23 protein-coding genes are annotated in these 22869 nt (G+C 64.4%); 10 read left to right on the top strand and 13 right to left on the bottom strand.

What is annotated here, in order from left to right:
* The first annotated feature begins 58 nt into the window (after positions 1–58).
* On the top strand, positions 59–1165 hold the full coding sequence (locus K2W81_RS02970) for a hypothetical protein (RefSeq protein WP_294101126.1): 1107 nt from the start codon (positions 59–61) through the stop codon (positions 1163–1165).
* 25 nt (positions 1166–1190) lie between these two features.
* Here K2W81_RS02970 and ychF read toward each other — a convergent pair whose 3' ends face one another.
* Positions 1191–2291: a redox-regulated ATPase YchF gene (ychF, locus tag K2W81_RS02965; protein ID WP_294101124.1), complete on the bottom strand. Its 1101-nt coding sequence runs from the start codon at positions 2289–2291 to the stop codon at positions 1191–1193.
* 136 nt (positions 2292–2427) lie between these two features.
* On the opposite strand from ychF, the gene K2W81_RS02960 reads away from it, so the two are divergent.
* Together K2W81_RS02960 and K2W81_RS02955 are read left to right on the top strand one after the other, a co-directional pair.
* Positions 2428–2829 (top strand): hypothetical protein, encoded by a 402-nt coding sequence (locus K2W81_RS02960; protein WP_294101122.1) that lies wholly within the window; start codon positions 2428–2430, stop codon positions 2827–2829.
* 157 nt (positions 2830–2986) lie between these two features.
* The gene (locus tag K2W81_RS02955) at positions 2987–3337 is read left to right on the top strand and encodes a GIY-YIG nuclease family protein (protein ID WP_366932199.1); all 351 of its coding nucleotides are present in this window, start codon (positions 2987–2989) and stop codon (positions 3335–3337) included.
* Between the two features lie 46 nt (positions 3338–3383).
* Here K2W81_RS02955 and K2W81_RS02950 read toward each other — a convergent pair whose 3' ends face one another.
* The 3 genes from K2W81_RS02950 to K2W81_RS02940 all read right to left on the bottom strand — a co-directional run bounded on the left by K2W81_RS02950 (position 3384) and on the right by K2W81_RS02940 (position 5288).
* Positions 3384–3989, bottom strand: a complete 606-nt coding sequence (locus tag K2W81_RS02950; protein ID WP_294101120.1) for a TIGR02466 family protein — start codon at positions 3987–3989, stop codon at positions 3384–3386.
* Positions 3986–4555, bottom strand: coding sequence for an aminoacyl-tRNA hydrolase (gene pth / locus K2W81_RS02945; RefSeq protein WP_294101118.1), 570 nt, complete (start codon positions 4553–4555; stop codon positions 3986–3988). Before pth ends, K2W81_RS02950 begins: the two co-directional genes overlap by 4 nt.
* A gap of 121 nt (positions 4556–4676) precedes the next feature.
* The gene (locus K2W81_RS02940; protein ID WP_294101116.1) at positions 4677–5288 is read right to left on the bottom strand and encodes a 50S ribosomal protein L25/general stress protein Ctc; all 612 of its coding nucleotides are present in this window, start codon (positions 5286–5288) and stop codon (positions 4677–4679) included.
* Between the two features lie 260 nt (positions 5289–5548).
* Between K2W81_RS02940 and K2W81_RS02935 the strand changes: the two genes are divergently transcribed.
* Both K2W81_RS02935 and K2W81_RS02930 read left to right on the top strand, forming a co-directional pair.
* Positions 5549–6382 carry a carbonic anhydrase family protein gene (locus K2W81_RS02935; protein WP_294101114.1) on the top strand — a complete coding sequence of 278 codons (834 nt, stop codon included), beginning with the start codon at positions 5549–5551 and terminating at the stop codon, positions 6380–6382.
* A gap of 2 nt (positions 6383–6384) precedes the next feature.
* Positions 6385–7758, top strand: coding sequence for an alginate export family protein (locus K2W81_RS02930; RefSeq protein ID WP_294101112.1), 1374 nt, complete (start codon positions 6385–6387; stop codon positions 7756–7758).
* Between the two features lie 2 nt (positions 7759–7760).
* Here K2W81_RS02930 and K2W81_RS02925 read toward each other — a convergent pair whose 3' ends face one another.
* From K2W81_RS02925 to K2W81_RS02910, 4 genes are read right to left on the bottom strand one after another with little or no spacing between them, the layout of a single operon-like run.
* Positions 7761–8621, bottom strand: coding sequence for a TraB/GumN family protein (locus K2W81_RS02925; RefSeq protein WP_294101109.1), 861 nt, complete (start codon positions 8619–8621; stop codon positions 7761–7763).
* Between the two features lie 2 nt (positions 8622–8623).
* On the bottom strand, positions 8624–9538 hold the full coding sequence (locus K2W81_RS02920) for a TraB/GumN family protein (RefSeq protein ID WP_294101107.1): 915 nt from the start codon (positions 9536–9538) through the stop codon (positions 8624–8626).
* A gap of 40 nt (positions 9539–9578) precedes the next feature.
* Entirely contained in the window at positions 9579–10226 is a 648-nt protein-coding gene (locus K2W81_RS02915; RefSeq protein WP_294101104.1) for a hypothetical protein, read from the bottom strand.
* Positions 10219–10431 carry a helix-turn-helix transcriptional regulator gene (locus K2W81_RS02910; RefSeq protein ID WP_294101102.1) on the bottom strand — a complete coding sequence of 71 codons (213 nt, stop codon included), beginning with the start codon at positions 10429–10431 and terminating at the stop codon, positions 10219–10221. Before K2W81_RS02910 ends, K2W81_RS02915 begins: the two co-directional genes overlap by 8 nt.
* A gap of 334 nt (positions 10432–10765) precedes the next feature.
* On the opposite strand from K2W81_RS02910, the gene K2W81_RS02905 reads away from it, so the two are divergent.
* The 5 genes from K2W81_RS02905 (at position 10766) to K2W81_RS02885 (ending at position 18280) form a co-directional block, all read left to right on the top strand.
* A complete protein-coding gene (locus tag K2W81_RS02905; protein ID WP_294101100.1) occupies positions 10766–11602 on the top strand; it encodes a glycine--tRNA ligase subunit alpha in 837 nt (278 codons plus the stop codon).
* A gap of 223 nt (positions 11603–11825) precedes the next feature.
* The gene (gene glyS / locus K2W81_RS02900; protein WP_294101098.1) at positions 11826–14357 is read left to right on the top strand and encodes a glycine--tRNA ligase subunit beta; all 2532 of its coding nucleotides are present in this window, start codon (positions 11826–11828) and stop codon (positions 14355–14357) included.
* Positions 14358–14435: 78 nt separating this feature from the next.
* Positions 14436–17129, top strand: a complete 2694-nt coding sequence (gene ppdK, locus K2W81_RS02895; protein WP_294101096.1) for a pyruvate, phosphate dikinase — start codon at positions 14436–14438, stop codon at positions 17127–17129.
* Positions 17130–17183: 54 nt separating this feature from the next.
* A complete protein-coding gene (locus tag K2W81_RS02890; protein WP_294101094.1) occupies positions 17184–17759 on the top strand; it encodes a DUF1214 domain-containing protein in 576 nt (191 codons plus the stop codon).
* Positions 17756–18280 carry a DUF1254 domain-containing protein gene (locus tag K2W81_RS02885; RefSeq protein WP_294101093.1) on the top strand — a complete coding sequence of 175 codons (525 nt, stop codon included), beginning with the start codon at positions 17756–17758 and terminating at the stop codon, positions 18278–18280. The genes K2W81_RS02890 and K2W81_RS02885 overlap by 4 nt, the downstream gene beginning before the upstream one ends.
* On the opposite strand, the gene K2W81_RS02880 is transcribed toward K2W81_RS02885, so the two are convergent.
* The 5 genes from K2W81_RS02880 to K2W81_RS02860 form a co-directional block, all read right to left on the bottom strand.
* Positions 18269–18760, bottom strand: a complete 492-nt coding sequence (locus K2W81_RS02880) for a hypothetical protein (protein ID WP_294101092.1) — start codon at positions 18758–18760, stop codon at positions 18269–18271. The genes K2W81_RS02885 and K2W81_RS02880 overlap by 12 nt on opposite strands.
* A gap of 103 nt (positions 18761–18863) precedes the next feature.
* Positions 18864–19880, bottom strand: coding sequence for a type II secretion system F family protein (locus tag K2W81_RS02875; RefSeq protein WP_294101091.1), 1017 nt, complete (start codon positions 19878–19880; stop codon positions 18864–18866).
* Between the two features lie 11 nt (positions 19881–19891).
* On the bottom strand, positions 19892–20866 hold the full coding sequence (locus K2W81_RS02870) for a type II secretion system F family protein (protein WP_294101090.1): 975 nt from the start codon (positions 20864–20866) through the stop codon (positions 19892–19894).
* A 49-nt stretch (positions 20867–20915) separates the two neighbouring features.
* Positions 20916–22229: a pilus assembly protein CpaE gene (locus K2W81_RS02865; RefSeq protein WP_294101089.1), complete on the bottom strand. Its 1314-nt coding sequence runs from the start codon at positions 22227–22229 to the stop codon at positions 20916–20918.
* Positions 22229–22861: a CpaD family pilus assembly protein gene (locus tag K2W81_RS02860; protein WP_294101085.1), complete on the bottom strand. Its 633-nt coding sequence runs from the start codon at positions 22859–22861 to the stop codon at positions 22229–22231. The genes K2W81_RS02865 and K2W81_RS02860 overlap by 1 nt, the downstream gene beginning before the upstream one ends.
* Positions 22862–22869 lie beyond the last annotated feature (8 nt).

Below are 22869 nucleotides of genomic sequence, written 5' to 3'. Positions count from 1 at the left end.
TTGACTACAAACATAGTTATGTTTACACTAGTAGTCGTAATATCGGGAGGAGAAAATCATGAATTTTCGTTTCGCTGCGTTGGCGATGCCGATTGCGCTCTGTGGCGCCGCGCCTGAGCCGGATTTGTGCGCGCGCGTGACGGCGATCACGCCGCTCGCGTGCGCTCAATCCGCGCGTGGCATCGCGCTGGCGGTCGACGATGCAACCGCGCAGCGGCTGTTGGGCGATGCCGAAGCCGGCGCCGAGCGATTCATGTCGCGCTTCGGTGCGGCGCCTCCAGGGCTTTATGCAGTCTATCGGCCCGAGGAGTCGCTGCCTGACGGCACCAAGGTCCAAGCCTTGCGTACGGCAGGGTTCACCGCAATATTGCCTTGGATTTCACCGAAGTTCCGCCGCGCGCAGATCGAAACATCGGTTCGCGCCGGGGTCACTGCCCGGATGCCGGGGCAGCCGCCAGAGGCCATCGACGCTGCCGTGAAAGCGGATATTGCGAAGCTCACGCTGCTGTTCAGCGACGAAGCGCAGGTCAAGCTCGAAAAAACGACCATTCCCCATGAGCTTGGCCATATGTGGTACGGTCGGCTTTATTGGCCGAATGCCTCGATCGACGGGCCGAGCCATTATGGTGCTCCGGGACCCGATTGGCTCGATGAAACGGCGGCGATCTTGATGGAAGATGATGCCAGCTTGGCGAGCCGCACCGAGCAATTCGCCATGAACTACCGCCGTTATCGCGCGGACCCGGCCAAGGCGACGCCTGGGCTGCGGATGTTAGTCGATCTCCCTGCCTTTTTCGAGGAGAAGCATCCCGGCGCCGATCGAGTGCGCGAGTTGCTCGAAAAGCGCAAGCAGCAAGGCGCGCAAAATTCGCCGGTAATCGTGCTTGGCGGGGCTGAGATAAAGTCGGCCAATAACCTCGATGACCGTTTCATAGGCTTTTATCTGCAGGGGACCGTGGCGTCGTCCTATATGATCGAGCGATCGGGCGACCCGAAAATTTTTGGGCGCATCGGCGCCGCATTCGGCCGGGGTGAGACGATGGCGCAATGGCTGGCGAACGCCGAACCCAAGGGCAAGCTGCCGCGCGACCTGAAGGCGCTGCAAGCCGACTGGCTGAGCTGGCTCGACAAACGTTTCCCGGCCGAGCCTGCCAAGCCGGCCTAGCGCATGATCCCGGGCGGCGTCGTGATCAGACGTTGAAGCGGAACAGCATAACGTCGCCGTCGTGGACGAGATACTCCTTGCCCTCGGACCGCAGCTTGCCCGCGTCGCGCGCGCCGGCTTCGCCCTTGCACGCGACATAATCGGCAAAGGCGATCGTCTCGGCGCGGATGAAGCCTTTTTCGAAATCGGTGTGGATCGCGCCGGCCGCTTGCGGGGCCTTGGCGCCCGCTTCGACAGTCCAGGCGCGGGCTTCCTTGGGGCCGACGGTGAAGAAGGTCAGCAAGTGGAGCAATTTATACCCCGCCGTGATCACGCGGGCGAGGCCGGTTTCGGTGAGGCCGAGCTCGGCGAGGAATTCGCCGCGATCCTCGGGCGGCATCGTCGCAATTTCGGCCTCGATCGCCGCTGACACGACCACCGCTTCGGCGCCCTCGGCCTTGGCTTTCTCAAACACCCGCGCCGACAGCGCATTGCCGTTCGCGGCATCGCCTTCGTCGACATTGCAGACGTAGAGCACCGGCTTTGACGTGAGCAACTGCGCCTGCGCGAACACGCGGGCTTCTTCCTCGTCCTTGGGCTTGGTGAGCCGGGCGGGCTTGCCTTCGCGCAGCAGTTCGAGCGCTTGCCCCAGCACCGACACGCCGATCTTGGCTTCCTTGTCGCCCTGCGCTGCCTTCTTGGCGAGATTGGGAACGCGCTTCTCAAGGCTTTCGAGGTCCGACAGCATCAGCTCGGTCTCGACGGTTTCGGCGTCGGCGATCGGATCGACCTTGCCCTCGACATGCGTCACGTCGCCGTTCTCAAAGCAGCGCAGCACGTGGACGATCGCGTCGACCTCACGGATATTGCCGAGGAACTGGTTGCCAAGGCCCTCACCCTTCGACGCGCCGCGCACCAGGCCCGCGATGTCGACGAAGCCCAATTGCGTCTCGATGATCTTGGCCGACCCGGCAATCGCCGCAAGGCTGTCGAGCCGGGGATCGGGGACGGCGACATTGCCGACATTGGGCTCGATCGTGCAGAAAGGGTAATTCGCCGCCTGCGCCGCCGCCGTTTCGGTCAGCGCGTTGAACAGGGTGGACTTGCCCACGTTAGGCAGCCCGACGATACCACAGCGAAATCCCATTTTCCGTCCCGATCAAAAGCAATGGCGCGCCTTAGTCAGTCGGCCGCCAATTGGCCAGAGTGGGCCGTGCCCAGAATGCTTGCAATGTCGCGCTGCCCGCGCAAACATTGACGCCAAAGAGTGGAGGGAGTCGATCATGATCAAGCAGATAAGCGCCGTCCTGCTGGCGCTCGCAGCAACCGGCGCGGTGGCGCAGAGCGCGCCCGGCGGCCCGCTCGGCACGCTCCAATGCACCGGCAAGCCCGTCACGATCCGGCTGAGCATCATCAAGCCCGGCCAGCTCGCGCTGTTCAAGAAGGCCGTTGCCGATCACCAGGCCTGGTATGCCAAGAACGGCAACGGCACCAAGGTCACGCTGGTGCGCGTCACCAAGCGCGGCGCGGGCGGGGCGCTCAGCTACGACGACAGCGCCGCGATGACGGTGGTGACCTATGACGCAAAGCCGCAACCGGCGCGGGATGCGGGTTATGCCGCGTTCGTGAAGGAATATCAGGACAGCTCGACCGTGAAGGACGAACATCGCGGGTGTTTGGGGTAGGGCCGCTGTGATCCGCCCCGACCGAGATTGGTGGGCAGCGGTCGGGCAGCCTCAATCCGCATATGTGCCTGACTCATTCCTTTCCTTTTGGTTCGTCGCCCCGTGCTTGACACGGGGCTTGGCTTTTCTTTTGCGCCGCCGCTTGCGATAACACGACATGGCGAAGGGCGGTTGGGTCTACAGTACCGCGGACCGCTATCGCGGGGGCATGTACGTCGGCGTGTCAGCCGACATCATCAGGCGCGTCTATCAGCATCGCGAAGGAACCGGGTCGGCGCATGTGCGCGACTTCGGCAAGACGCGGGTCGTCTATGTCGAGTACCACGCCGACATCGGGGCTGCGATCGTTCGCGAAAAACTGCTCAAAAAATGGCGGCGTGAATGGAAGTTCGCGCTGATCGAGGCGGACAATCCGGCGTGGCTCGACCTATGGGACCAATGGTTCACGGGTGGCGTCGACGAGAAAAGCCCAGCCCCGTGTCAAGCACGGGGCGACGGTGAACTTTGAGAGTCGTTCCGTACTCAACCAACGACCGTAACTGGAGCGCAAGTCGTTACCACCGATAATTAAAACTCACGCTCATCCGCTCGTCCTTCCCCGCATGCGGCATCACTTCATGCCGCAGCCAGCTTTCCCATAGCAGCAGCGTCCCCGGCGCGGGGTCGACGTAGATGAAGCGGCGCAATTCCTCGGCCGCGTCGTCGCGGCGTGACGGCGCTGCCATCATCAGGCCTAACCGGGGGTCCTCGAAGCGGATCGCGCCTGCGCCCGGCGGCACCGCGATATAGACCGTCCCCGACACCACGCTATGCGGGTGGATATGCCCGCTGTGCGTCGCCCCCGGCTTCATGACATTGACCCACAGGCTGTCGAGCTTGAGCTTGCGCCCTGCCAGATCGAACGCGCAAGCCTCGGCAAAGGCGGCGACATGACGGTTGAGCAGTTTGACCAGATCGCCGATGGCCGGATCGCGCTGCGGCAGATCGTTCAGCGACGCATAGGAGGTATAGCCGCGATAGCCTTGCGCCTTGCTCCACGCGCGGCCCGCGCGATCTTCCTCGGCCAGCATGCGGCACGACTGGTCGAGCTCGGCGATCAACGCTGCGTCGTCCAGCGCGCCCTGGTATAACCGGGTGGCGAACAGCGAGCGGATGGTCATGGTTGCAGCCTCAGCGCCACGTCGTTCATGAAGCGGACGTCATCGCCCTCGGCCAGCCACCGCGCTTCAGCGGCGACCGCGCCGAGCATGTCGGACAGCGGGTCCATCTCGGCCTTGGCGAAATTGCCGAGCACATGGCCGGTCACCTTGTCCTTGTGGCCCGGATGGCCAATGCCGAGCCGGACGCGGCGGAAATCCTCGCCGATATGCGCCACGGTCGAGCGCACGCCATTATGCCCGGCAGCACCGCCGCCGCGCTTCACCTTGACCTTGAACGGGGCCAGATCGAGCTCGTCGTAGAAGACGGTCACGTCCTCGGGTGCGAGCTTGTAGAAGCGCATCGCCTCGCCGATCGACTGGCCGCTGTCGTTCATGAAGGTGGCGGGTTTCAGAAGTAGCAGCTTCTCGCTGCCCAGCCGTGCCTCGATCGCCCAGCCGAGGAAGCGTTTCTTCGGCGCCTCGAAATCATGGAGCGCGGCAAGGGCGTCGATCGCCATGAAGCCAACATTGTGGCGGTGGAGCGCATAGTGCGCACCCGGATTGCCGAGCCCTGCCCAGAGTTGCATCAATTTTCTCCCTCCCCTTCAGGGGAGGGCCGGGGTGGGGCCTGTCCTTAGGCAGCATCGCTTGCGGCGCGGCCCCACCCCCAACCCCTCCCCTGAAGGGGAGGGGCTTGGCCCTCAACTATTACGCCGCAGCGTCGTCGGCTTCGCCGCCTTCGCTCGACTTGAGCGCCGACGGGGCGACGATCGTTGCGATCGTGAAGTCGCGGTCGTCGATCGCGCTCGACGCGCCCTTGGGCAGCGTCACGCTCGAGATGTGGATCGAATCGCCCACGTCAAAGCCCTTCAGTGAAACCTCGACATCGTCGGGGATTTCGGCGGCATCGACGATCAGTTCGAGCTCGTGGCGCACGACGTTGAGCACGCCGCCGCGCTTGATGCCCGGCGATGCGGCTTCATCGGTGAAGCGCACCGGCACCTGAACGGTGACGGTCGCATGTTCGGAGATGCGCAGGAAATCGACATGGACCGGACGATCGCTGACGGGATCGAAGGCCACGTCCTTGGGCAGCGTGCGCACGGTCTGGCCGTCAACCTCGATCATCACGACCGAATTCATGAAATGGCCGGTCATGAGGAGGCGGTACAGCGCCTTTTCCTCAACGTGGATCGCGGCGGGGTCTTGCTTGTTGCCGTAAATAACGGCGGGTACGCGGCCTTCGCGACGCAGCAAACGGGAGGCTCCCTTGCCAACCTGTTCGCGAGTCTCGGCCGCGAGCGTCAGTGCTTCGCTCATGCCAATCTCCGAAATATTCTGGTGTAACGGTGTGTTCCCCGGCCAAGCCTCCAGGGATGACCCTGGCCGGAAGCGGGTGCCCATAGCCGAACAGGGCCGCAGGAGCAAGCGGGCACTTGGTTTGCGAAACATCGACGATTTTTTGCGAATCTTGCGATCATCGGTTCCGGGGCGGCATTTTTTACGCCCTTCGCCAAGTGCCTATGCCGTATCGTTCGCGCGACCAAAGGCCATCGGGGCGCAAGGGAGCGAGTCAGATCATGCAGTCCGCCAGCACATCGACCGGCAAAATCCTGACAGGCATCGCGATCGCCGCATTGGTCGCCATCGGCGCCCGGGTTGCGGCCCAGGCGCTTCCCGAGGTCCATCCGGAGACCCCGGAGGCCAAGGCAGTCACGGTGGGCGTGGGCAGCCCGACGGCACATATCGAATGGGGCTATACCGGTCCGACCGGCCCGGAGCATTGGTCGGCGCTCAGCAAGGATTATGCGATCTGCAACGGCGGCCAGCAGGAAAGTCCCATCGATCTGAAGGATGCGATTGCCGCTGATCTGGGGGTGCTGGCAATTGCGTGGAAACCGCTGGCCATCAAGGCGACCAATAACGGCCATACGGTGCAATATGATGCACCCCCCGGCAGCAGCTTTGCCGTCGGCGGCAAAACCTATGCGCTCGCGCAATTCCACATCCACCACCCGAGCGAGCATTTGCTGAACGGGCGGCGCTTTCCGCTCGAAATCCATTTCGTCCATAAGCTCGCCGATGGCAGCTTTGGCGTGGTGGGGGTGCTGGTCGCGAACGGGGCGGGCAATCCGACGCTGCAAAAGATGATTGCCGCGATTCCCGCCGAACGTGGCGCGACGGCAACCGGCCCGATGATCGACCCGCGTGCCCTGCTGCCCGTCGCGCGCGGTTTTGATCGTTACGAAGGATCGCTGACGACGCCGCCCTGCGCCGAAGCGGTCGACTGGGTGGTGTTGCGCACGCCGATCACCGCGTCGACCGCGCAGATCGAAAAGTTCGCGGCATATTTTCCGTTCAACGCCCGCCCGATCCAGCCGCTCGACCGGCGGTTCCTGCTCGCGAGCCGATAAACATGCGGCGAAGCTTGCGGATCGCGGCGCTGACGCTGGCGGTCGGCGTGGCAGCGCCCGCCGTCGCCGAGGACCCGCCGACGCTTTACAAGGTGCTTGGATCACCGGAAAATCTGAAGATCGCCGGCAGTACGCGCGTCCGTTTTGAAGCGCTCGACGGTCAGGCGCGGCCCGGCTTTGACAATGCGTCGGAACTGGTCAGCCTGCGGACCACGCTGTTCGTCGAATATGATTTCAACCCGATCCGCATTGGTGGCGAAATTCGCGATGCCCGCGTTTATGATTCGGGGCCGCGCACACCGATTTCCACGAGCGAAGTCAACGCGGTCGAACCAGTGCAGGCCTATATCGCCGCCGATCTGGGCGGCGTGCTGGGCAAGGGAAGCACAACCTCGCTGCAGGCCGGACGGATGATCATATCGCTCGGGTCGTCTCGACTGGTGACGTCGGAGGAATTCCGCAACACCGCCAATGGCTATACCGGCCTGCGGTTCGATTATAAGGCCAGGTCGGGGGCGACCGCGACGGCGTTTTGGGTCCTCCCGCAGACCCGGTTGCCCAGCGACCGGGCCGGGCTTGCCGCCAATCGGGTCGAACTCGACCGCGAAAGCATCGACCTGGTGTTGTGGGGCGCCTATGTGGTGACGCCCAAGCTGGTCGCGGGCGGCAAGATCGATGTCGGTTACTTCCGGCTCGCCGAGCACGACAGCCGCACGCTTCAAACCCTTGACCGCAATCTCCACACGATTGACCTGCGCTTCTATCGCGATCCTGCGCCGGGCAAGCTCGACTGGGAAGCCGAAGGCGCTTTCCAATATGGCCGGATCTCGTCAAGCCTTGCCGCCAATGCGCCAACGCGTCCGGTGGCAGCAACATTCTATCACTTGCGCATCGGCCACAGTTTCAAGGGGCGGTGGGCGCCGCGCCTGTCGATCGAATATGATTATGCCAGCGGCACGCGATCAACCGGCAGTTTTGGCCGCTTCGATACCTTGTTCGGCGGGCGGCGGGCCGATTTTTCGCCGAGCGGCATCTATAACGAAATCAACCGCACCAATATCTCGTCACCGGGTGTCCGGCTTGAAGTGACGCCGACCAAACGCTGGGACGGCATGTTCGAAGCGCGCGCGTTGTTCGTGCCCGAAATCACCGATGTCTTTGCCACCACCGGGGTGCGCGATCCGCTGGGGCGGTCGGGCAATTATGCCGGCGACCAATTTGACATTCGCGCGCGCTATTGGCTGATTCCCAAAGTTTTGCGCGGCGAGGTGGACTTCACCTATCTGCGCAAAGGACCGTTTCTGCGCCAGGCGCCCAACGCCCCACGCAACGGCGATACCCGGTTCGCCGCGGTCAGCCTGATCGCCTATTTCTGACATCATTGCACGCGGCGGACCTTCCACCCGGCCGCGCGCAGCCGCGCGATCACTGATTTCGGCCCGGCGAGATGCCCCGCGCCGACCGCGACCAGCACGCGGCCGGGTGCTGCCATCCGCGCGCCGATCCACGCTGCCCAGCGCGCGTTGCGGCGGGTGAGCAACACCGCTTCGATCACCGGCGCATCGGCGAAGGGGTGCGCGACGAGCGCCGCGATGCGCGCTTCATCGCCCTTCGCCCAGGCGTCGAGTGTGGCCCGGTAGTTGCCGTCACCCGCAACCGCATCCGCGAGCAGCCGCCGCTGATCATCCTCGGTCAGCGCGTCGAACAGCCCGAGCTGGCCGGATAGCGTCTCAAGCCCGATGCGTGTTTTGCCCGCCAGCCGCTGGCCGATCACCGCATCGACGCCGTTCATCGCCGTCGCATCGCTGTCAGCCCCAGCGGTGGCGGCGCTCAATGTCAGCGCGGCGGCCCAGCTTTTCATGCCGCTCAAATCATCGAGCGATAGCTGCACGCGCGCCGCGAGCGCCTCAAGCTTCGGGCGGAGCGCGGGCGGCACGCGCTCGATAATCGGCGGCAATCCCGCGCCCTTGCCGATCCGCGCAAAAGTCTCGCTCGCGACATGCGGGTCAATCGCGGGCAATTCGGTCACCAGCGTATCGGCAGCGCGTTCGGCCTCGACAATCGCCGGAGTCTCCCACTGCACCCGCTCGGGCAGGACGTGCACCGTGCCCAGCAGCCAGATCACCGTATCGGCGTCTTGCAGCCGGTACAGCGCCGGCCGCGCCTCAATCGGGCGCGGTCGGTCGCAACTGGCGGGGAGGGCGGCGAGCCCGATCAAGACCCACCGCCACCGCGTCATTATCAGTACTTCACGCGCGTCGCGGTGATGCCATAGCGCTTGAGCTGGTGCTGCACGCTGGCGTTGCCCGCCAGATGCCCGGCGCCCACCGCGATGAAGGTCGTGCCGGGGCGCGTGAGCAGATCATCGATCACCACCGCCCAGCGCTTGTTGCGATCCGCCAGCAGCAGCTTGCCGAGCTCGGGCTGCGCATCGAGCCCTTCGTTCAATGTCTTGGCGAGCGCGTCGGGATCGCCAGCGGCCCATTCGGCGACCATCGTGTCGATCGTCGCGCCGGCCTTGGGCAGATCCTTCACGGTTTCGCCGAGATATTTGATCTGCAACCTCTCGGGCATCGTGTCGAAATAGCCGAGCTGTTGTTCGAGCGATTCCAAACCGGCGACGGGCTTCTTCACCTTTTTGGCGGCGGCAAGCAGCGTCTTTTCGGCGCCGCTGTTGGGATCATAGCCGAGCTTGAGCAGCGGGATCAGGCCCAGGTTGATCGCGGCGAACCACGGCTCGAACTTGTCGAAAGCAGCCGTCGGGATGCCGAGGCCGGTCAGCGCCTTTTCATAGGCAGCGCGGTCGGCAGCGGGCAGCTTTTGTGTCAGTGGCACGCCGCTGGTGTCGGTCGCGAGCTTCAGCACCAGCGGCTGGCTGGCGGCTTCGTCGACATCGGGCAGTTCGAGGATCAGCCGGTCGCTGCGGTCGAACGCGGCCTTCACTTCCTCGTCGAACCAGCTCAGGCCGGGCTTCAGCACATGAACCGTGCCGAACAGATAGACCGTCGCATCGCCCTTCTTGATCACCCACAGCGCGGGGTCGGCATCGACGGTCACCGCAGCGGCGGCGGTGGCTGGGGCGGTTTGTGCGGCGGCGGGGGCGGTGAGGAGGAGGGCGGCGCCACTCAGCAAAAGGCCCAATCGGTTCGTGCGCATGATTTATCGTCCTTTTCTTCGAGGGTTACTGGATGCGCCGTTAGCGAAATTTGCGCCACAGCCACACGGCGAGAAAGATATAGTTGAAGGCGAGAAAGATGATGGTGCCGTTCGCCGCCGGTGCCAGTCCGGCGCGCCCGAGGATCCACCAACACGGTGCCCCAATCAGCAGGGCATAGGCCGCCACCACAGCGCCGTCGCGATAGGCCTCGCGCTCATGCTCGTCGATCGAGCGATGCCATTGCCAACTCAGCCAGGGCAAGAACCCTGCCAGAACCAGGACGAACGCCAAGGCAATTGCCGGGTGCACCGGGCCGCTGATCAGCTCGGCGCCGATGTTGTGGCGGCCCGAACGGGTCAACATCAAAGGTATCGCCATGATCGCACCCATAGCACCGCCCAGCAGCATGGCGGCCAGGATGATCCTTTGGGCGCGCTGCTCGCGCGGCGCGATTAACGGATCGCGCGCAAGCAGCTTGCGACCGTGCCGGACGGCAAGCCCAAGCATCGCAATGCCGAGCACCACGAGGATCGCCGCAAGCGTCAATTGCAGGGCGGTGGGCGCCTTGTTTGCCGATACATTGTGCAGCAGACCCGCCAAAAAACCGCAAATCGCCGTGAGGCCCAGCAGCCAGGTAATCATCAACCCGGTAAGCCGCCAATCGTGGCCGCCGCCGCGCTCAGTCATGCGGCCCTCCAACAAAGCCATCGTCAAAAACCTCCTCAATGCGCATTTCGAAAAGCCGCGCGATGCGGAAGGCCAGCGTCAGCGAGGGATCGTGTTTGCCGGTCTCGACCGCGTTGACGGCCTGGCGCGAAACATTGAGTGCCAGCGCCAGCTCGGCCTGGCTCCAGTCGCGTTCGGCGCGCAGCACTTTGAGCCGGTTCTTCACGGCTCGGCTTAATGCGCCAAAATCGACGCGAGCGAAATCGCCATCGCCACCAGCGCGCCAAAGATCGCGACCCAATCGTCGCGGCTTGCGTCTGTCGAACGGGAACACATGGACTTCTCCGTCAGGGGTGCCTAACGAAATGTAAGGCACGCATGACTAAATGACAGCGAGTCGCGACTTTGTCAAGATGACCTGACTTATGGTCACTCTCGCCTGACTTTGACCCCGCAACAGCCATTGACCCGCCCCGACGCGCGCGCCAAAGGAAGGCAGATTTTACCGCATCTGCGAAAGACCGTCAGCCTTGGCCGCCCAGCCACTCAGTTTCCAGCGCATGATCCTGAAACTCCATGATTATTGGAGCGAACAGGGCTGCGTGATCCTGCAGCCTTACGATATGGAAATGGGGGCGGGGACGTTCCATACCGCAACGACGCTCCGCGCGCTCGGCCCCGATCCGTGGAACGCCGCCTTCGTCCAGCCGTGCCGCCGCCCGACCGACGGCCGCTATGGTGAGAACCCGAATCGGCTCCAGCATTATTACCAATATCAGGTGATCCTGAAGCCCAGCCCGCCCGATTTGCAGGCGCTCTATCTCGGCTCGCTGGCGGCAATCGGCATCGATTTTGGCCACCACGACATCCGCTTCGTCGAGGATGACTGGGAAAGCCCGACGCTCGGCGCGTGGGGGCTGGGCTGGGAAGTGTGGTGCGACGGGATGGAAGTGACGCAGTTCACCTATTTCCAGCAAATGGGCGGCTTCGACTGCAAGCCGGTCGCGGGCGAGCTGACCTACGGCCTCGAACGGCTCGCGATGTATATCCAGAACAAGGACAGCATCTACGACCTCGCGTTCAACGATGCCGGCGTCAGCTACGGCGACGTGTTCCTCGAAAACGAACGCGAGATGAGCGCGTGGAACTTCGAGGTCGCGAATACGGAGTCGCTGTTCGACCAGTTCCGCAAGCACACCGCGGAATGCGAAAATTCGCTCGCGGCGGGATTGCCGATCCCCGCCTATGAACAGGCGATCAAGGCGAGCCACGTCTTCAACCTGCTCCAGGCGCGCGGCGTCATCTCGGTGCAGGAGCGCGCAAGCTACATGGGCCAGGTCCGCGATCTGGCGAAAGGCGCGTGCGCGGCATGGATGGAGAAGCACGGATGGTCGTGATGCTCCCAAGCGCCGCAGGCACCAATGCTCTTCTTCGCGCCCTTCGCGACCCTTCGCGCACTTCGCGTGAACCACTTTTCTTATTTCACGCGAAGAGCGCGAAGAAGAAGGACGCGAAGCTCGCGAAGTCAGCAGTCCTTCTTCGCGCCTTCGTGGCTTTGTGTGAGGTAATTTTTCTCACACAAAGACGCAAAGCCACGAAGTCGCTGGCGAGTGCGACGGCATGAGCGATTTTCTGCTTGAGCTTCGCTCGGAAGAAATCCCCGCGCGGATGCAGGCCAAGGCGCGTGAGGAACTGGCGAAGTTGTTCGTCGCCGAACTCGCCAAGGGCGGGATTACCGCCAGCGACATCATCACCTACGCCACGCCACGCCGCCTCGCGCTGATCGCGCGGCGGTTGCCGATGCAGACGGCGGCGGTGTCGGAGGAGACCAAGGGGCCAAAGACTGGCGCGCCGCCGCAAGCGCTCGAAGGCTTCCTCCGCAAAACCGGCCTCACGCAGGACCAGCTCGTCGAGCGCGATGGGGTCTATTTCGCGGTGATCGAAAAACCCGGCCGCGCGACCGCCGATGTGCTCGCCGAAGCGATCCCCGCGATCATCCGCGCGTTCCCCTGGCCCAAATCGATGCGCTGGGGCGCCGCCTCGCTGTCCACCGAGAGCTTGCGCTGGGTGCGGCCCCTGCAAGGCATTGTCGCGCTGCTGGACGGTGTTCCGGTGCCGTGCGAGGTCGCTGGGATCGCCAGCGGGCGCAACACGCTCGGCCACCGCTTCATGTCGAGCGGGCCGATCAGCATCGACAGTGCCGCGAGCTATGTCGATCAACTCCGCGACGGCCATGTCATCGTCGATCAGGACGAGCGCGCCAACATCATCGCGCTCGGCGCGAAGATGGCGGCGCGCAAAGCCGGCCTCACGCTGATCGAGGACGCCGGGCTGCTCGCGGAAAATGCCGGGCTCACCGAATGGCCGGTGCCGCTGCTCGGCCGCTTCGACGAAGCTTTCTTGAGCGTCCCGCCCGAAGTGATCCAGCTGACGGCGCGGGTGAACCAGAAATATTTCGTCTGCACCGATGGGGCGGGGAAACTGGCCAACGCCTTCATCTGCACCGCCAACATCGATGCCGAGGACGGCGGCGAGCGCATCGTCGAGGGCAACCGCAAGGTGCTCGCCGCAAGGTTGAGCGATGCTGCCCACTTTTTCGAGGAAGATCAGTGGCATCACGATCCGGTCACGCGGCAGCGCACGGATCGCAAGACACTTGACGAGCATGCGACGCGTCTCGCGGATATCGTTTTCCACGAAAAGTTGGGGACGGTGGCGGACAAGGTCGATCGCGTGGCGAAACTCGCGCGCTGGTTGTGCGAGGAGGAAATCATCAAGCCCCTCCCCTTTAGGGGAGGGGTTGGGGTGGGGACTGTCCCCACAACCCAAGCTTTCGGTGAGACTGACACGCCCCACCCCAACCCCTCCCCTGAAGGGGAGGGGCTTAGCAAGCAACAACTCGCAGACCTCGCCGAACGCGCCGCGCGCCTGTGCAAGGCCGATCTCGTCACCGGCATGGTCGGCGAATTCCCCGAGCTGCAGGGGCTGATGGGCGGCTATTACGCCGCCGCGCAGGGTAAGGCTTTGGGCGAAGACCCCCGCGTCGCCGCCGCGATCCGCGATCACTACAAGCCGGTGGGGCAGGGCGACGACGTGCCGACCGATCCGGTGACGGTGGCGGTGTCGCTGGCGGATAAGCTGGATACGCTAATTTCGTTTTTCTTTATCGACGAGGCGCCAACCGGGTCGAAAGACCCCTTCGCGCTTCGGAGGGCGACGCTTGCGGTTAACCAGATCACGGCGACCAATAATCTTCGATTCTCCATTTCGCGAATAATGAAGGCGGCAGGGGCGCTGCTGGTCTTTAGAGCTTGGCTAGCCAATCAGCGCGACCCGAGGTTCCGCTCCATTCTGGACATCGCTTGGCCTGCCTTCCCTGAATGGGAGGATATGGACGCCGTTGATAAGAGGCTGGCGCAAATATGGGCTGAACCTCAAACGATCGAGGCAGCATTTGTTCGGTCTATGCGTTCGATTTTGCAAGAAGAGCGCGATCGGCATGCGTTGATGAGCGATATTGCGGAGACGATGCCCCGCTACTTCGCCGACCGCCTCAAAGTCCAGCAACGCGAGGCTGGCGTCCGCCACGACCTGATCGATGCCGTATTCGCGCTCGGCGGGGAGGATGATCTCGTCCGCCTCCTCGCGCGGGTGCGGGCGTTGCAGGCGTTTATCGGCACCGAGGATGGGGCGAATTTGCTCGCAGGCTATAAGCGCGCGGCGAATATTTTGAAGAAGGAGGGGGTTGCCTCCACCCCCACCGTCACCCCGGCCGCCGTGCCGGGGTCCACCGCGCCACCCGCGACGGCTTCCGAGGGGGCGCCGTGGGCCCCGGAACAAGTCCGGGGTGACGATGGGGCGGGGGAAGGCGCAATCACCACCGCACTCCCCTACACCCCCGAACCCGCCGAGGCGGCGCTGATCGCTGCGCTCGATGTCGCCGCCCCCGCCGCAGCCGCCGCCGTCGCCGCTGAAGACTTCGAAGCCGCGATGGCCGCACTTGCCCAACTCCGCGCCCCGATCGACGCGTTTTTCGAGCGCGTCACCGTCAACGATCCCGATCCCGCCAAGCGCGCCGCGCGGCTTTCATTGTTGGAAAAAGTGCGCGATGCCGTGCACGGCGTCGCCGACTTCTCGAAGATCGAGGGCTGAGTATTTTTTCCATATAGGTAATAACTTTTATCACCTTTGAACCACTTTCCGCATTGGCGGAGCAGACGGGAACGATTGATGAGCAGATATGTCTACCGCTTCGGCGGCGGGGTTTCGGACGGGCGCGGCGCCGATGGCAAGACGCTCGGCAAGGAACTGCTCGGCGGCAAGGGCGCCAATCTCGACGGCATGGCCTCGATCGGCCTGCCCGTGCCCCCCGGCTTCACGATCAGCACCGAAATGTGCACCCGCTATCTGAACGAAGGCCAGATCTTCCCTGACAGCCTGAAGGCCGAAGTCGCCGAAGGCCTCGCGCATATCGAGGGGATCACCGGCAAACGCTTCGGCGATGCCGCCGATCCGCTGCTGGTGTCGGTCCGCTCGGGCGCGCGCGTGTCGATGCCCGGCATGATGGACACCGTGCTCAATTTGGGCCTCAACGACGACACCGTCGTTGGCCTCGCCGCCACCAGCGGTGACGAGCGCTTCGCCTGGGACAGCTATCGCCGCTTCATCCAGATGTATTCGGACGTCGTGCTCGAACTCGATCATGGCGCGTTCGAGGAAGCGCTCGAAATCGCCAAGGAAGACCAGGGCTATTTCCTCGACACCGAGATGACCGCCAAGGACTGGCAGGCACTCGTCGCCGAATACAAGGCGCTGGTCGAAAAACTGTGGGACAAGCCGTTCCCGCAGGATGTCCATGATCAGCTATGGGGCGCGATCGGCGCGGTGTTCGGGTCGTGGCAGTCGGAGCGCGCGAAAGTCTATCGCAAGCTGAACGCGATCCCCGGCGACTGGGGCACGGCGGTCAATGTGCAGGCAATGGTGTTCGGCAATATGGGCGACACCTCGGCGACGGGCGTTGCCTTCACGCGCGATCCGGCGAAGGGCGACCGCGCTTATTACGGCGAATTCCTGATCAACGCGCAGGGCGAAGACGTGGTCGCGGGCATCCGCACGCCGCAATATCTGACGCTTGCCGCGCGTGAAGCGGCGGGTGCCAAGCCGCTCAGCATGGAAGAGGCGATGCCGGAGACTTACGCCGAGCTGGCGAAGGTGTTCGACCTGCTCGAAGTCCATTACCGCGATATGCAGGACATTGAATTCACCGTCGAACGCGGCAAGCTCTGGATGCTCCAGACCCGCTCGGGCAAGCGCACCGCGAGCGCCGCGCTCAAGATCGCGGTCGATATGGCCAATGAAGGGCTGATCACGCAAGAGGAAGCCGTGGCGCGGGTCGATCCCGCCGCGCTCGACCAATTGCTCCACCCGACACTCGATCCCAAGGCACCGCGCGACGTGCTGACCAAGGGGCTGCCTGCCTCGCCGGGGGCGGCATCGGGCGTGGTGGTGTTCGACAGCGAAACCGCCGAGCGCCGGGCAGGACTCGGCGATGCGGTGATCCTTGTCCGCATCGAAACCTCGCCCGAAGACATTCACGGCATGCACGCGGCGCGCGGCATTCTGACGGCGCGCGGCGGGATGACCAGCCACGCGGCGGTGGTCGCACGCGGCATGGGCCGCCCGTGCGTGTCGGGTGCAGGCACGATCTCGATCGACGCCAAGGCGCGGGTGATGCGCGTGACGATCGCCGGACAGGCGCGCGAAGTCCGTGAAGGCGACACGATCACGATCGACGGCGCGAGCGGTGAAGTCATGCTCGGCGAAGTGCCGACCGTGCAGCCGGTGCTGGCGGGCGATTTCGGCGTGCTGATGGGCTGGGCCGACCAGGTCCGCCGCATGAAAGTGCGCACCAACGCCGAAACGCCGCTCGATTGCCGCGTCGCGCGTGAATTCGGCGCCGAAGGCATCGGGCTGTGCCGCACCGAACATATGTTCTTCGACAGCACCCGGATCACGGCGGTGCGCCAGATGATCCTCGCCGATAGCGAAGCCGGACGCCGCGCGGCGCTGGAAAAATTGCTTCCCGAACAGCGCGCCGACTTTACCGAGATTTTCGAAGTGATGGCGGGCCTGCCGGTGACGATCCGGCTGCTCGATCCGCCGCTGCACGAATTCCTGCCGCACGCCGAAAGCGAATTCGCCGATGTGGCGGAGGCAACCGGCATTGGCATCGAGGCGCTGCGGCGCCGCGCGGGGGAACTGCACGAATTCAACCCGATGCTCGGGCACCGTGGGTGTCGGCTGGGCGTGACCTATCCCGAAATCTACGAAATGCAGGCGCGCGCGATCTTTGAGGCGGCAATCGATGTCGCCGAAAAGACCGGCGCGGCACCCATCCCCGAAGTGATGATCCCGCTCGTCGCCACCCGCCGCGAGCTGGAACTGATGAAGGCGGTGGTCGATGCGCAGGCCGAAGCGGTGTTTGCCGAGCGCGGCCAGCGGATCGACTATCTGGTCGGCACGATGATCGAACTGCCGCGCGCCGCGATCATGGCCGGGCAGATTGCCGAGGTCGGCGCGTTTTTCAGCTTCGGCACTAATGACTTGACGCAGACGACCTTGGGCGTGTCGCGCGACGACGCCGGGCGCTTCCTGACGACCTATGTCGACAAGGGCATTTACGCGACCGATCCGTTTGTCAGCCTCGATGTGGAAGGTGTCGGCGCGCTGATCGAAATGGCCGCCGAGCGGGGCAGGGCAACACGCCCCGACATCAAGCTCGGCATCTGCGGCGAACATGGCGGCGACCCCGCCTCGATCGCCTTTTGCGAGCAAATCGGCCTCGATTACGTCTCGGCGTCGCCCTATCGCGTCCCGATTGCGCGGCTCGCGGCGGCACAGTCGGCATTGCGCGAGCGCGGGTGACCGGTTTATGACGCCCCCGTGACAGCGTGAGCGCGTGACAGCGGGGGAGCGGGTGTGAGGAACTGGCAGCGCGTGGCGATCTGCGCGATCGTCGGGCTCGTCATTGGCGGCGGCGGCGCGGTGCTGAGCGTGCGCGCGGGCGCGCTGGGGACGCAGAACATGATCGGCCCCTGGGTGACGGGTCGGGACTTCGGCACCGAAGCGGCCAGCCGCTACACCCGCGCCGTGGTCGCGCTGCGCGGACTGCTCGCGCTCCCGGCGACCGAGGCGCGCTATTACACTGCCGCCACCGACGACAGCGGCGCCCCGCTCGACGGCGCGTGCCGCTACATCGTCACCGGCGGCACATTGCCTGCGAAATGGTGGAGCCTGACGCTCTATGATCGCGCGGGCTATCTCGTGCCCAATGATGCCGGCATCTATTCGGTCGGCAGCGCGGGACTGCCAGCGGCTGAGGCGGCGAACTGGCGGGTGATGATCGCGCCGAAGGCAGCGGCGGGGCATTGGTTGCCGACCGGGCGCATTGCCCGCTTCGAACTGACCTTGCGCGCCTATCTGCCCGCCGATCGCGGCACCGGCGATTTCTCGGCGGGGCAACTGCCGCGCATCGCCAAGGCGGGCTGCGCATGATTCGGCGGTGGATCGGCGCGGCGATGTTCGGCCTGCTCTGCGGGCTGCTGGCGTGGCAAGTGGCGCTCGCCAATTTCCCGACGGTGCTGATGCGCCTCGCCGTCGGGCGGATCGCCAGCCAGGGCGGCGCGATCAACGCGTTCGTGCACGCGCCGCTGGTGACCGCGAAGTCGCGTGCGATCGTGCGGCCGAGCCCCGATCTGCTCTATTCGTCGTGCCCTTATGATGTGTCGAGCGCGCCGCTGCTGATTGACGCCGTGCCGGTCGACGCGCCTTATTGGTCGCTCTCGATCTTCGACGCGCAGACCAATGCGGTGTTCGTGCGCAACAATCAGGGCGGGCTGGCGCCGCTGAAAGTCGCGGTGATCGGCCCGGGGCAGGCGGCACCGGCGGGCTATCGTTCGGTACCGGTCAAGGGCGCACGCGGTGTCGCGCTGATCCGCATCCTGATTGATCGTGGCGCCCCGATCACCGCGATCGACGCCGCGCGGCGGGCCACGCGCTGTCGGCTAGCGGGCTAGCGCAGCCGGACCCGAATCGAGCAACTGCGCCTGCGACCGCCACTGGTCGCGCGCGATTGTGCCCGCGTTCAGCCCGAGCCGCAGCTCAAGCGCCAACTCGTCCTCCAGGGTCAGCGTCGCAATGTCACGGATGGTGGTGACGCCCAGCGCTTCGAGCCGTTCGGCGAGCGGCGGATCGATGCCGATGATATGCGTAATCTCGCGGCCCGACTCCCGCTTGTCGATCGGCAGCGGTGGCTGAGGCGCGGGGTCGGCTTCGCGCGCCAGCGGCAGGGGCTCAGCCGCCGCGCGACCGGCGATCAACCGCGCATGCCGCGCTTCGCTGCGCGCGCGGTAATCGGCATAATGATCGCGCTCATCCTCGAACCGGCGGCGCCAGACGGCGGCGCGGTCGCTCCCGAAATAGCCAATCGCGATCCCGACGAGCAGAATCACCGCAGCAATCGCAATCAACGGAACCATCGTCAGCGGCATGGCCATCCTCAAGCCGGGAAGCGTGCTCCGGGCTTGTGCGACGGGCGCGTGCGGCGATCAAGCGCCCCGCGTGCGGCGGCGTGCGGGCACCTGTACCATTACTGAGCGCTTAGATGCCGCCCTTGAACGCGTCGGAGATTGAGCAAGCCGCTGGCCCCAGAATGACGACGAACAGCGTCGGCAGAATGAACAGGATCAGCGGGATCGTCATGATTGCAGGCAGGCGTGCGGCCTTTTCCTCGGCGCGCATCATGCGTTCATTGCGGAATTCAGCCGACAGCACGCGCAAAGCGCTGGCGAGCGGGGTGCCATATTTCTCGGTCTGGATCATCGTGGTCACGACGCCTTTGACGGCATCAAGCGCCACGCGCCGAGCGAGATTTTCAAAAGCCTGCCGCCGTTCGGCGAGGAAGCCTAGCTCGATTGCGGTCAGGGTGAATTCGTCGCCGAGCTCGGGATAGGCACGACCCAGCTCGCGCGCCACGCGCCCAAAGGCGGCATCGACGGTAAGGCCGGCTTCGGCGCAGATCACCAGCAGGTCGAGCGCGTCGGGCAAACCCTTTTGGATCGCCTTTGACCGATTATCGATCTTGTTCTTCAGATAAAGATCGGGCGCCTTGTAGGACAGGATGAAGCTGCCCGCGACAAGGCCATAAGCCTTGAGTGGCGACCAATCCGAAAACATGTCAGTGCCATAGACGAGATAGAGCATCAGCCCGCCGAACACGACGGGCAGCACCATCCGGCCAAAAATGACCGCAACAGCATATTCCTTCGATCGGATACCCGCTTGGAGCAGCTTGATCTGCGCCTGTTTGACCTGGCTGTCCTGCAAAACCTTCAGCGATTGCAGCATGCCGCGGATCACGTCGGTGGTCTGGTTCTGGCGCACCAGCTTTGCGCGTCGCTTCGATGTCGACGCGGTGATGCCGGCCTTCAGCTGTTCGCGGCGATCGTTGAGCGCCTTGACGCGCTTCGCCATCGGATCGCGCACCGTCGTTGCGGCATAGATCGCAAGCAGCACCATGAAGGCGGCGATGCCCGAAAGAAGTGTGGCCAGGGCAATCACGTCGACGCCCAGGATCTTGGGGCCGCCGCTGGCGGCGATGCTGGCAAGAAAGAACATGCGCGCGCCCCCTAAATCTCGAAGTTGACCATGCGCGCCATGATGAACGCACCGATCCCCATCCAGCCCATGCCACCCAGTCCGGCAACCATCAGCCGCTGGTCGGTGAAGAAGCCGTACATATAGCTCGCGTTGATCGCCCAGATCATGCCGAACACGATGAACGGCAGCGAGCCGACGATGTAAGCCGATGCTTTCGATTCGGACGACATCGCCTTGATCTTCAGCTTCATCTGGCCGCGCTGACGCAGCACGTTCGCCAGATTGGCCAGCGTTTCGGCGAGGTTGCCGCCGGTTTCGCGCTGGATCGCAATGGTGATGACGAAAAACTGGAATTCGGGCGTGCCGAGCCGGTCAGCCGTGTCCTGCAGCGCCGCGTCCATCGTGCGGCCGATCTTCATCTTGTCGGTAATCGCGCGGAACTCGACGCCCACCGGGCCGTCGACTTCGGCGCCGACGACCGCCATCGTCTCGCCAATTGGCAGACCCGAGCGCAGACCGCGCACGAGCAATTCGATTGCGTCGGGAAATTTGGCGGTAAACTGCTTGATCCGGCGGCCAACGAAGAAGCCGACCGTCAAATGCGGCAACCCGGCGCCGACAATCACGCCAAGCCCGAGCGCGAGCAGGATCGGCCCGCCGCGCAACCACACCAGCAGCGCAATGACGACGAACAGCCCCAGCGTCGCCATGCCATATTGGCCGACGGTCCAGGTCTTGCCGGTCTGCGACAGCCGTTTGCGCAGCAGCGCGGGATTGGGCAGGAAGCTGGAAAAGGCGGTTTCGACGCGGGTCGCGCGATTGGCGGTGATGCGGCGAAGCTGTGCTTCGACGACCGCGCCGGACGACCCATTGTGTCGATTGGCGACAGACTTCAGGCGGCGTGTTTTCGCGCGCTCGGGCGATGGGCCGGTAAAGGCGAAGACGAGCATCAGGAGCACCACCAGTGCTCCCGCTCCCATCATGGCGACCGTCAACAGCGGCACATCGACACTCCTACCTGTGCCCGCGCCTGCAGCCGCGGGCCAACCAACGTCACTTCGTCTTCGCAGCCCGCTTGGGCATCAGCGACTTGAGATCGCCGAACTTGCCCATCAGCGAACTCGATCTGCCTTCGGCCTTGGCGGGCTTGGCGCCTGCCTTGGCCTTGCCCTTGGCGACGGGCTCGGCGCCGCCATCGGCGATGGCGAGCAGGCGCGTTGCCAGTTCAGCGAGCGGGGCGATCGTCTTCGATCCCTTGCCGACTTCGGCCATCGGCTTGCCGAGCTTGGCGGCCTGCGACGCGAGCTTCTGGTCAAATGCGAGCGCGACATCGACCTTGCGCTCGATCGAGCCTTCAAAGTCCTTGCGATTGATTTCGAGCGGGGCGTTGGCATGCACCTTGTTCGCCACGACGAAGACCTGGGTCTGCGGCGCGTTCGACTTGAGCCACGACAGAATGCGAATCGTGTCGCGTGCCGCGGCCAGCGTGAATTCGGTGACGACCACTGCGGTTTGGACGTCGCTCATCAGATGCGGATGGTTAACCAGCATCGCGCGCGGCAGATCGGTGATCGTGCATTCGAACGCGGCGCGCATTTCTTCTTGCAACTGGTAGAAGGCCGAGCCATCGCTGATGATCGGTGCGTTGATCGGCGCTTCCGCCGACAGGATCGACAGGCGTTCGCTCGACTTCACCATCGCGCGTTCGATGAACAGGCCGTCGATGCGGCTGGGATTTTCGATCGCGTCGGTCAGGCCCCGGCCGGGCTCAAGGTCAAGCGCGAGTGCTGCCGTCCCGAAGTGCACGTCGAGATCGAGCAATGCGGTGGTCCGCGTTGCCTTGTCGCTCGTCAGCCACGCGATCGAGGTTGCAATCGACGAGGCGCCGACGCCGCCGCGCGTGCCGATCACCGCGACCGAGCAATGCGGGCGCTCTTCGCCCTGTTCGACCTGCTTGGGCGCGTTGAGCAGCGCCTGCGCAGTCGCAAAGGCTTCGCGCAGCATGTCGGGATTGAGCGGCTTCAGCAGATAGTCCTGGATGCCGCTCGCCACCAGATCGCGGTAGAGGCGGACATCATTGACCTGACCCGCTGCGATCACGACGGTGCCGGGTTCGCAGACTTCGGCGAGCGCGTTGATGTCGTTGAGCGGATCGCCGCTTTCGGAGAGGTCGACGAACAGCACATGCGGGCTGGCGGACACCGACAGCGTCTGCACAGCGTTGCGCAAACCGCCCTTGTTGACCTTTTCAGGCGCCCAGCCGAGCTCGATCGCGATCGGACGAATCGCCTCGGCGGTCGTCTCGTCGCAGACAAAGCCGACGAAGGGCTCGCGGGTGCCAGGGCGATTGGTCCAGGGTGCGTTCATTATTTGCCTCCGGTGCTTTCGGACTTGAGGCCATTGGCCCCGGTGTTGGTGGACCGGCGCAGCAGCTGGACCGCCTTGCTGCTCGTAACGGGATCGGCAACGCCGTTGCCCGACCGGCCCTGCACCAGATCTTCGGGCTGGGCGATCATCGCGGCGAGGTTTGAATTGATTGCGCAGCCGTGGTTGGACGATGTGTTGCCTTTGAATTCGGCATTGCCGTTACGGCTGAAGTCGGGGCAGCCAGGCACGCTGGCGACGGCGCGGGTGATGACGACGCGAATCGCGCCGGGTGTCATCGCTGCCGCCGTAATCGGCGCGTGGTCTTCGAGGAACAGGCCATAGCGTGCGACGAGCGTGCCGATTTGCGCGCGTGCGCCGGCCGACGTGCCGCTCGGATCGTCGACGGCGACGCGATCACCATAGCCGACGCGCAGCGCCGCCATCCAGCCAACCAGCCGCTGAAGTTCAGCGGGCGAGGCCTGGCCGCCATCGACCACGACGTCGAACACATAGTCAGTACGCGAGACGACCGGCTGGTGCACCGTTTCCAGGCCGCGGTTGGGCGTGCCCGCACAACCGGCGACCATCAGCGCGGGCGCGGCGAACAGGATCATCGAAAGACGGGGGCGCATGGCTTTCT

The organism is Sphingomonas sp., from assembly GCF_019749955.1.
GTDB lineage: Bacteria > Pseudomonadota > Alphaproteobacteria > Sphingomonadales > Sphingomonadaceae > Sphingomonas.
Note: the sequence above shows the minus strand (reverse complement) of the source record. Positions and strands in the feature narration are given on the sequence as shown.

Bases quoted from the DNA above. Each gene is read 5' to 3' on its own strand.
- K2W81_RS02970 (WP_294101126.1), top strand. From the start codon at position 59: ATGAATTTTCGTTTCGCTGCGTTGGCGATGCCGATTGCGCTCTGTGGC.
- ychF (WP_294101124.1), bottom strand. From the start codon at position 2,291: ATGGGATTTCGCTGTGGTATCGTCGGGCTGCCTAACGTGGGCAAGTCC.
- K2W81_RS02960 (WP_294101122.1), top strand. From the start codon at position 2,428: ATGATCAAGCAGATAAGCGCCGTCCTGCTGGCGCTCGCAGCAACCGGC.
- K2W81_RS02955 (WP_366932199.1), top strand. From the start codon at position 2,987: ATGGCGAAGGGCGGTTGGGTCTACAGTACCGCGGACCGCTATCGCGGG.
- K2W81_RS02950 (WP_294101120.1), bottom strand. From the start codon at position 3,989: ATGACCATCCGCTCGCTGTTCGCCACCCGGTTATACCAGGGCGCGCTG.
- pth (WP_294101118.1), bottom strand. From the start codon at position 4,555: ATGCAACTCTGGGCAGGGCTCGGCAATCCGGGTGCGCACTATGCGCTC.
- K2W81_RS02940 (WP_294101116.1), bottom strand. From the start codon at position 5,288: ATGAGCGAAGCACTGACGCTCGCGGCCGAGACTCGCGAACAGGTTGGC.
- K2W81_RS02935 (WP_294101114.1), top strand. From the start codon at position 5,549: ATGCAGTCCGCCAGCACATCGACCGGCAAAATCCTGACAGGCATCGCG.
- K2W81_RS02930 (WP_294101112.1), top strand. From the start codon at position 6,385: ATGCGGCGAAGCTTGCGGATCGCGGCGCTGACGCTGGCGGTCGGCGTG.
- K2W81_RS02925 (WP_294101109.1), bottom strand. From the start codon at position 8,621: ATGACGCGGTGGCGGTGGGTCTTGATCGGGCTCGCCGCCCTCCCCGCC.
- K2W81_RS02920 (WP_294101107.1), bottom strand. From the start codon at position 9,538: ATGCGCACGAACCGATTGGGCCTTTTGCTGAGTGGCGCCGCCCTCCTC.
- K2W81_RS02915 (WP_294101104.1), bottom strand. From the start codon at position 10,226: ATGACTGAGCGCGGCGGCGGCCACGATTGGCGGCTTACCGGGTTGATG.
- K2W81_RS02905 (WP_294101100.1), top strand. From the start codon at position 10,766: ATGATCCTGAAACTCCATGATTATTGGAGCGAACAGGGCTGCGTGATC.
- glyS (WP_294101098.1), top strand. From the start codon at position 11,826: ATGAGCGATTTTCTGCTTGAGCTTCGCTCGGAAGAAATCCCCGCGCGG.
- ppdK (WP_294101096.1), top strand. From the start codon at position 14,436: ATGAGCAGATATGTCTACCGCTTCGGCGGCGGGGTTTCGGACGGGCGC.
- K2W81_RS02885 (WP_294101093.1), top strand. From the start codon at position 17,756: ATGATTCGGCGGTGGATCGGCGCGGCGATGTTCGGCCTGCTCTGCGGG.
- K2W81_RS02880 (WP_294101092.1), bottom strand. From the start codon at position 18,760: ATGGCCATGCCGCTGACGATGGTTCCGTTGATTGCGATTGCTGCGGTG.
- K2W81_RS02875 (WP_294101091.1), bottom strand. From the start codon at position 19,880: ATGTTCTTTCTTGCCAGCATCGCCGCCAGCGGCGGCCCCAAGATCCTG.
- K2W81_RS02865 (WP_294101089.1), bottom strand. From the start codon at position 22,229: ATGAACGCACCCTGGACCAATCGCCCTGGCACCCGCGAGCCCTTCGTC.
- K2W81_RS02860 (WP_294101085.1), bottom strand. From the start codon at position 22,861: ATGCGCCCCCGTCTTTCGATGATCCTGTTCGCCGCGCCCGCGCTGATG.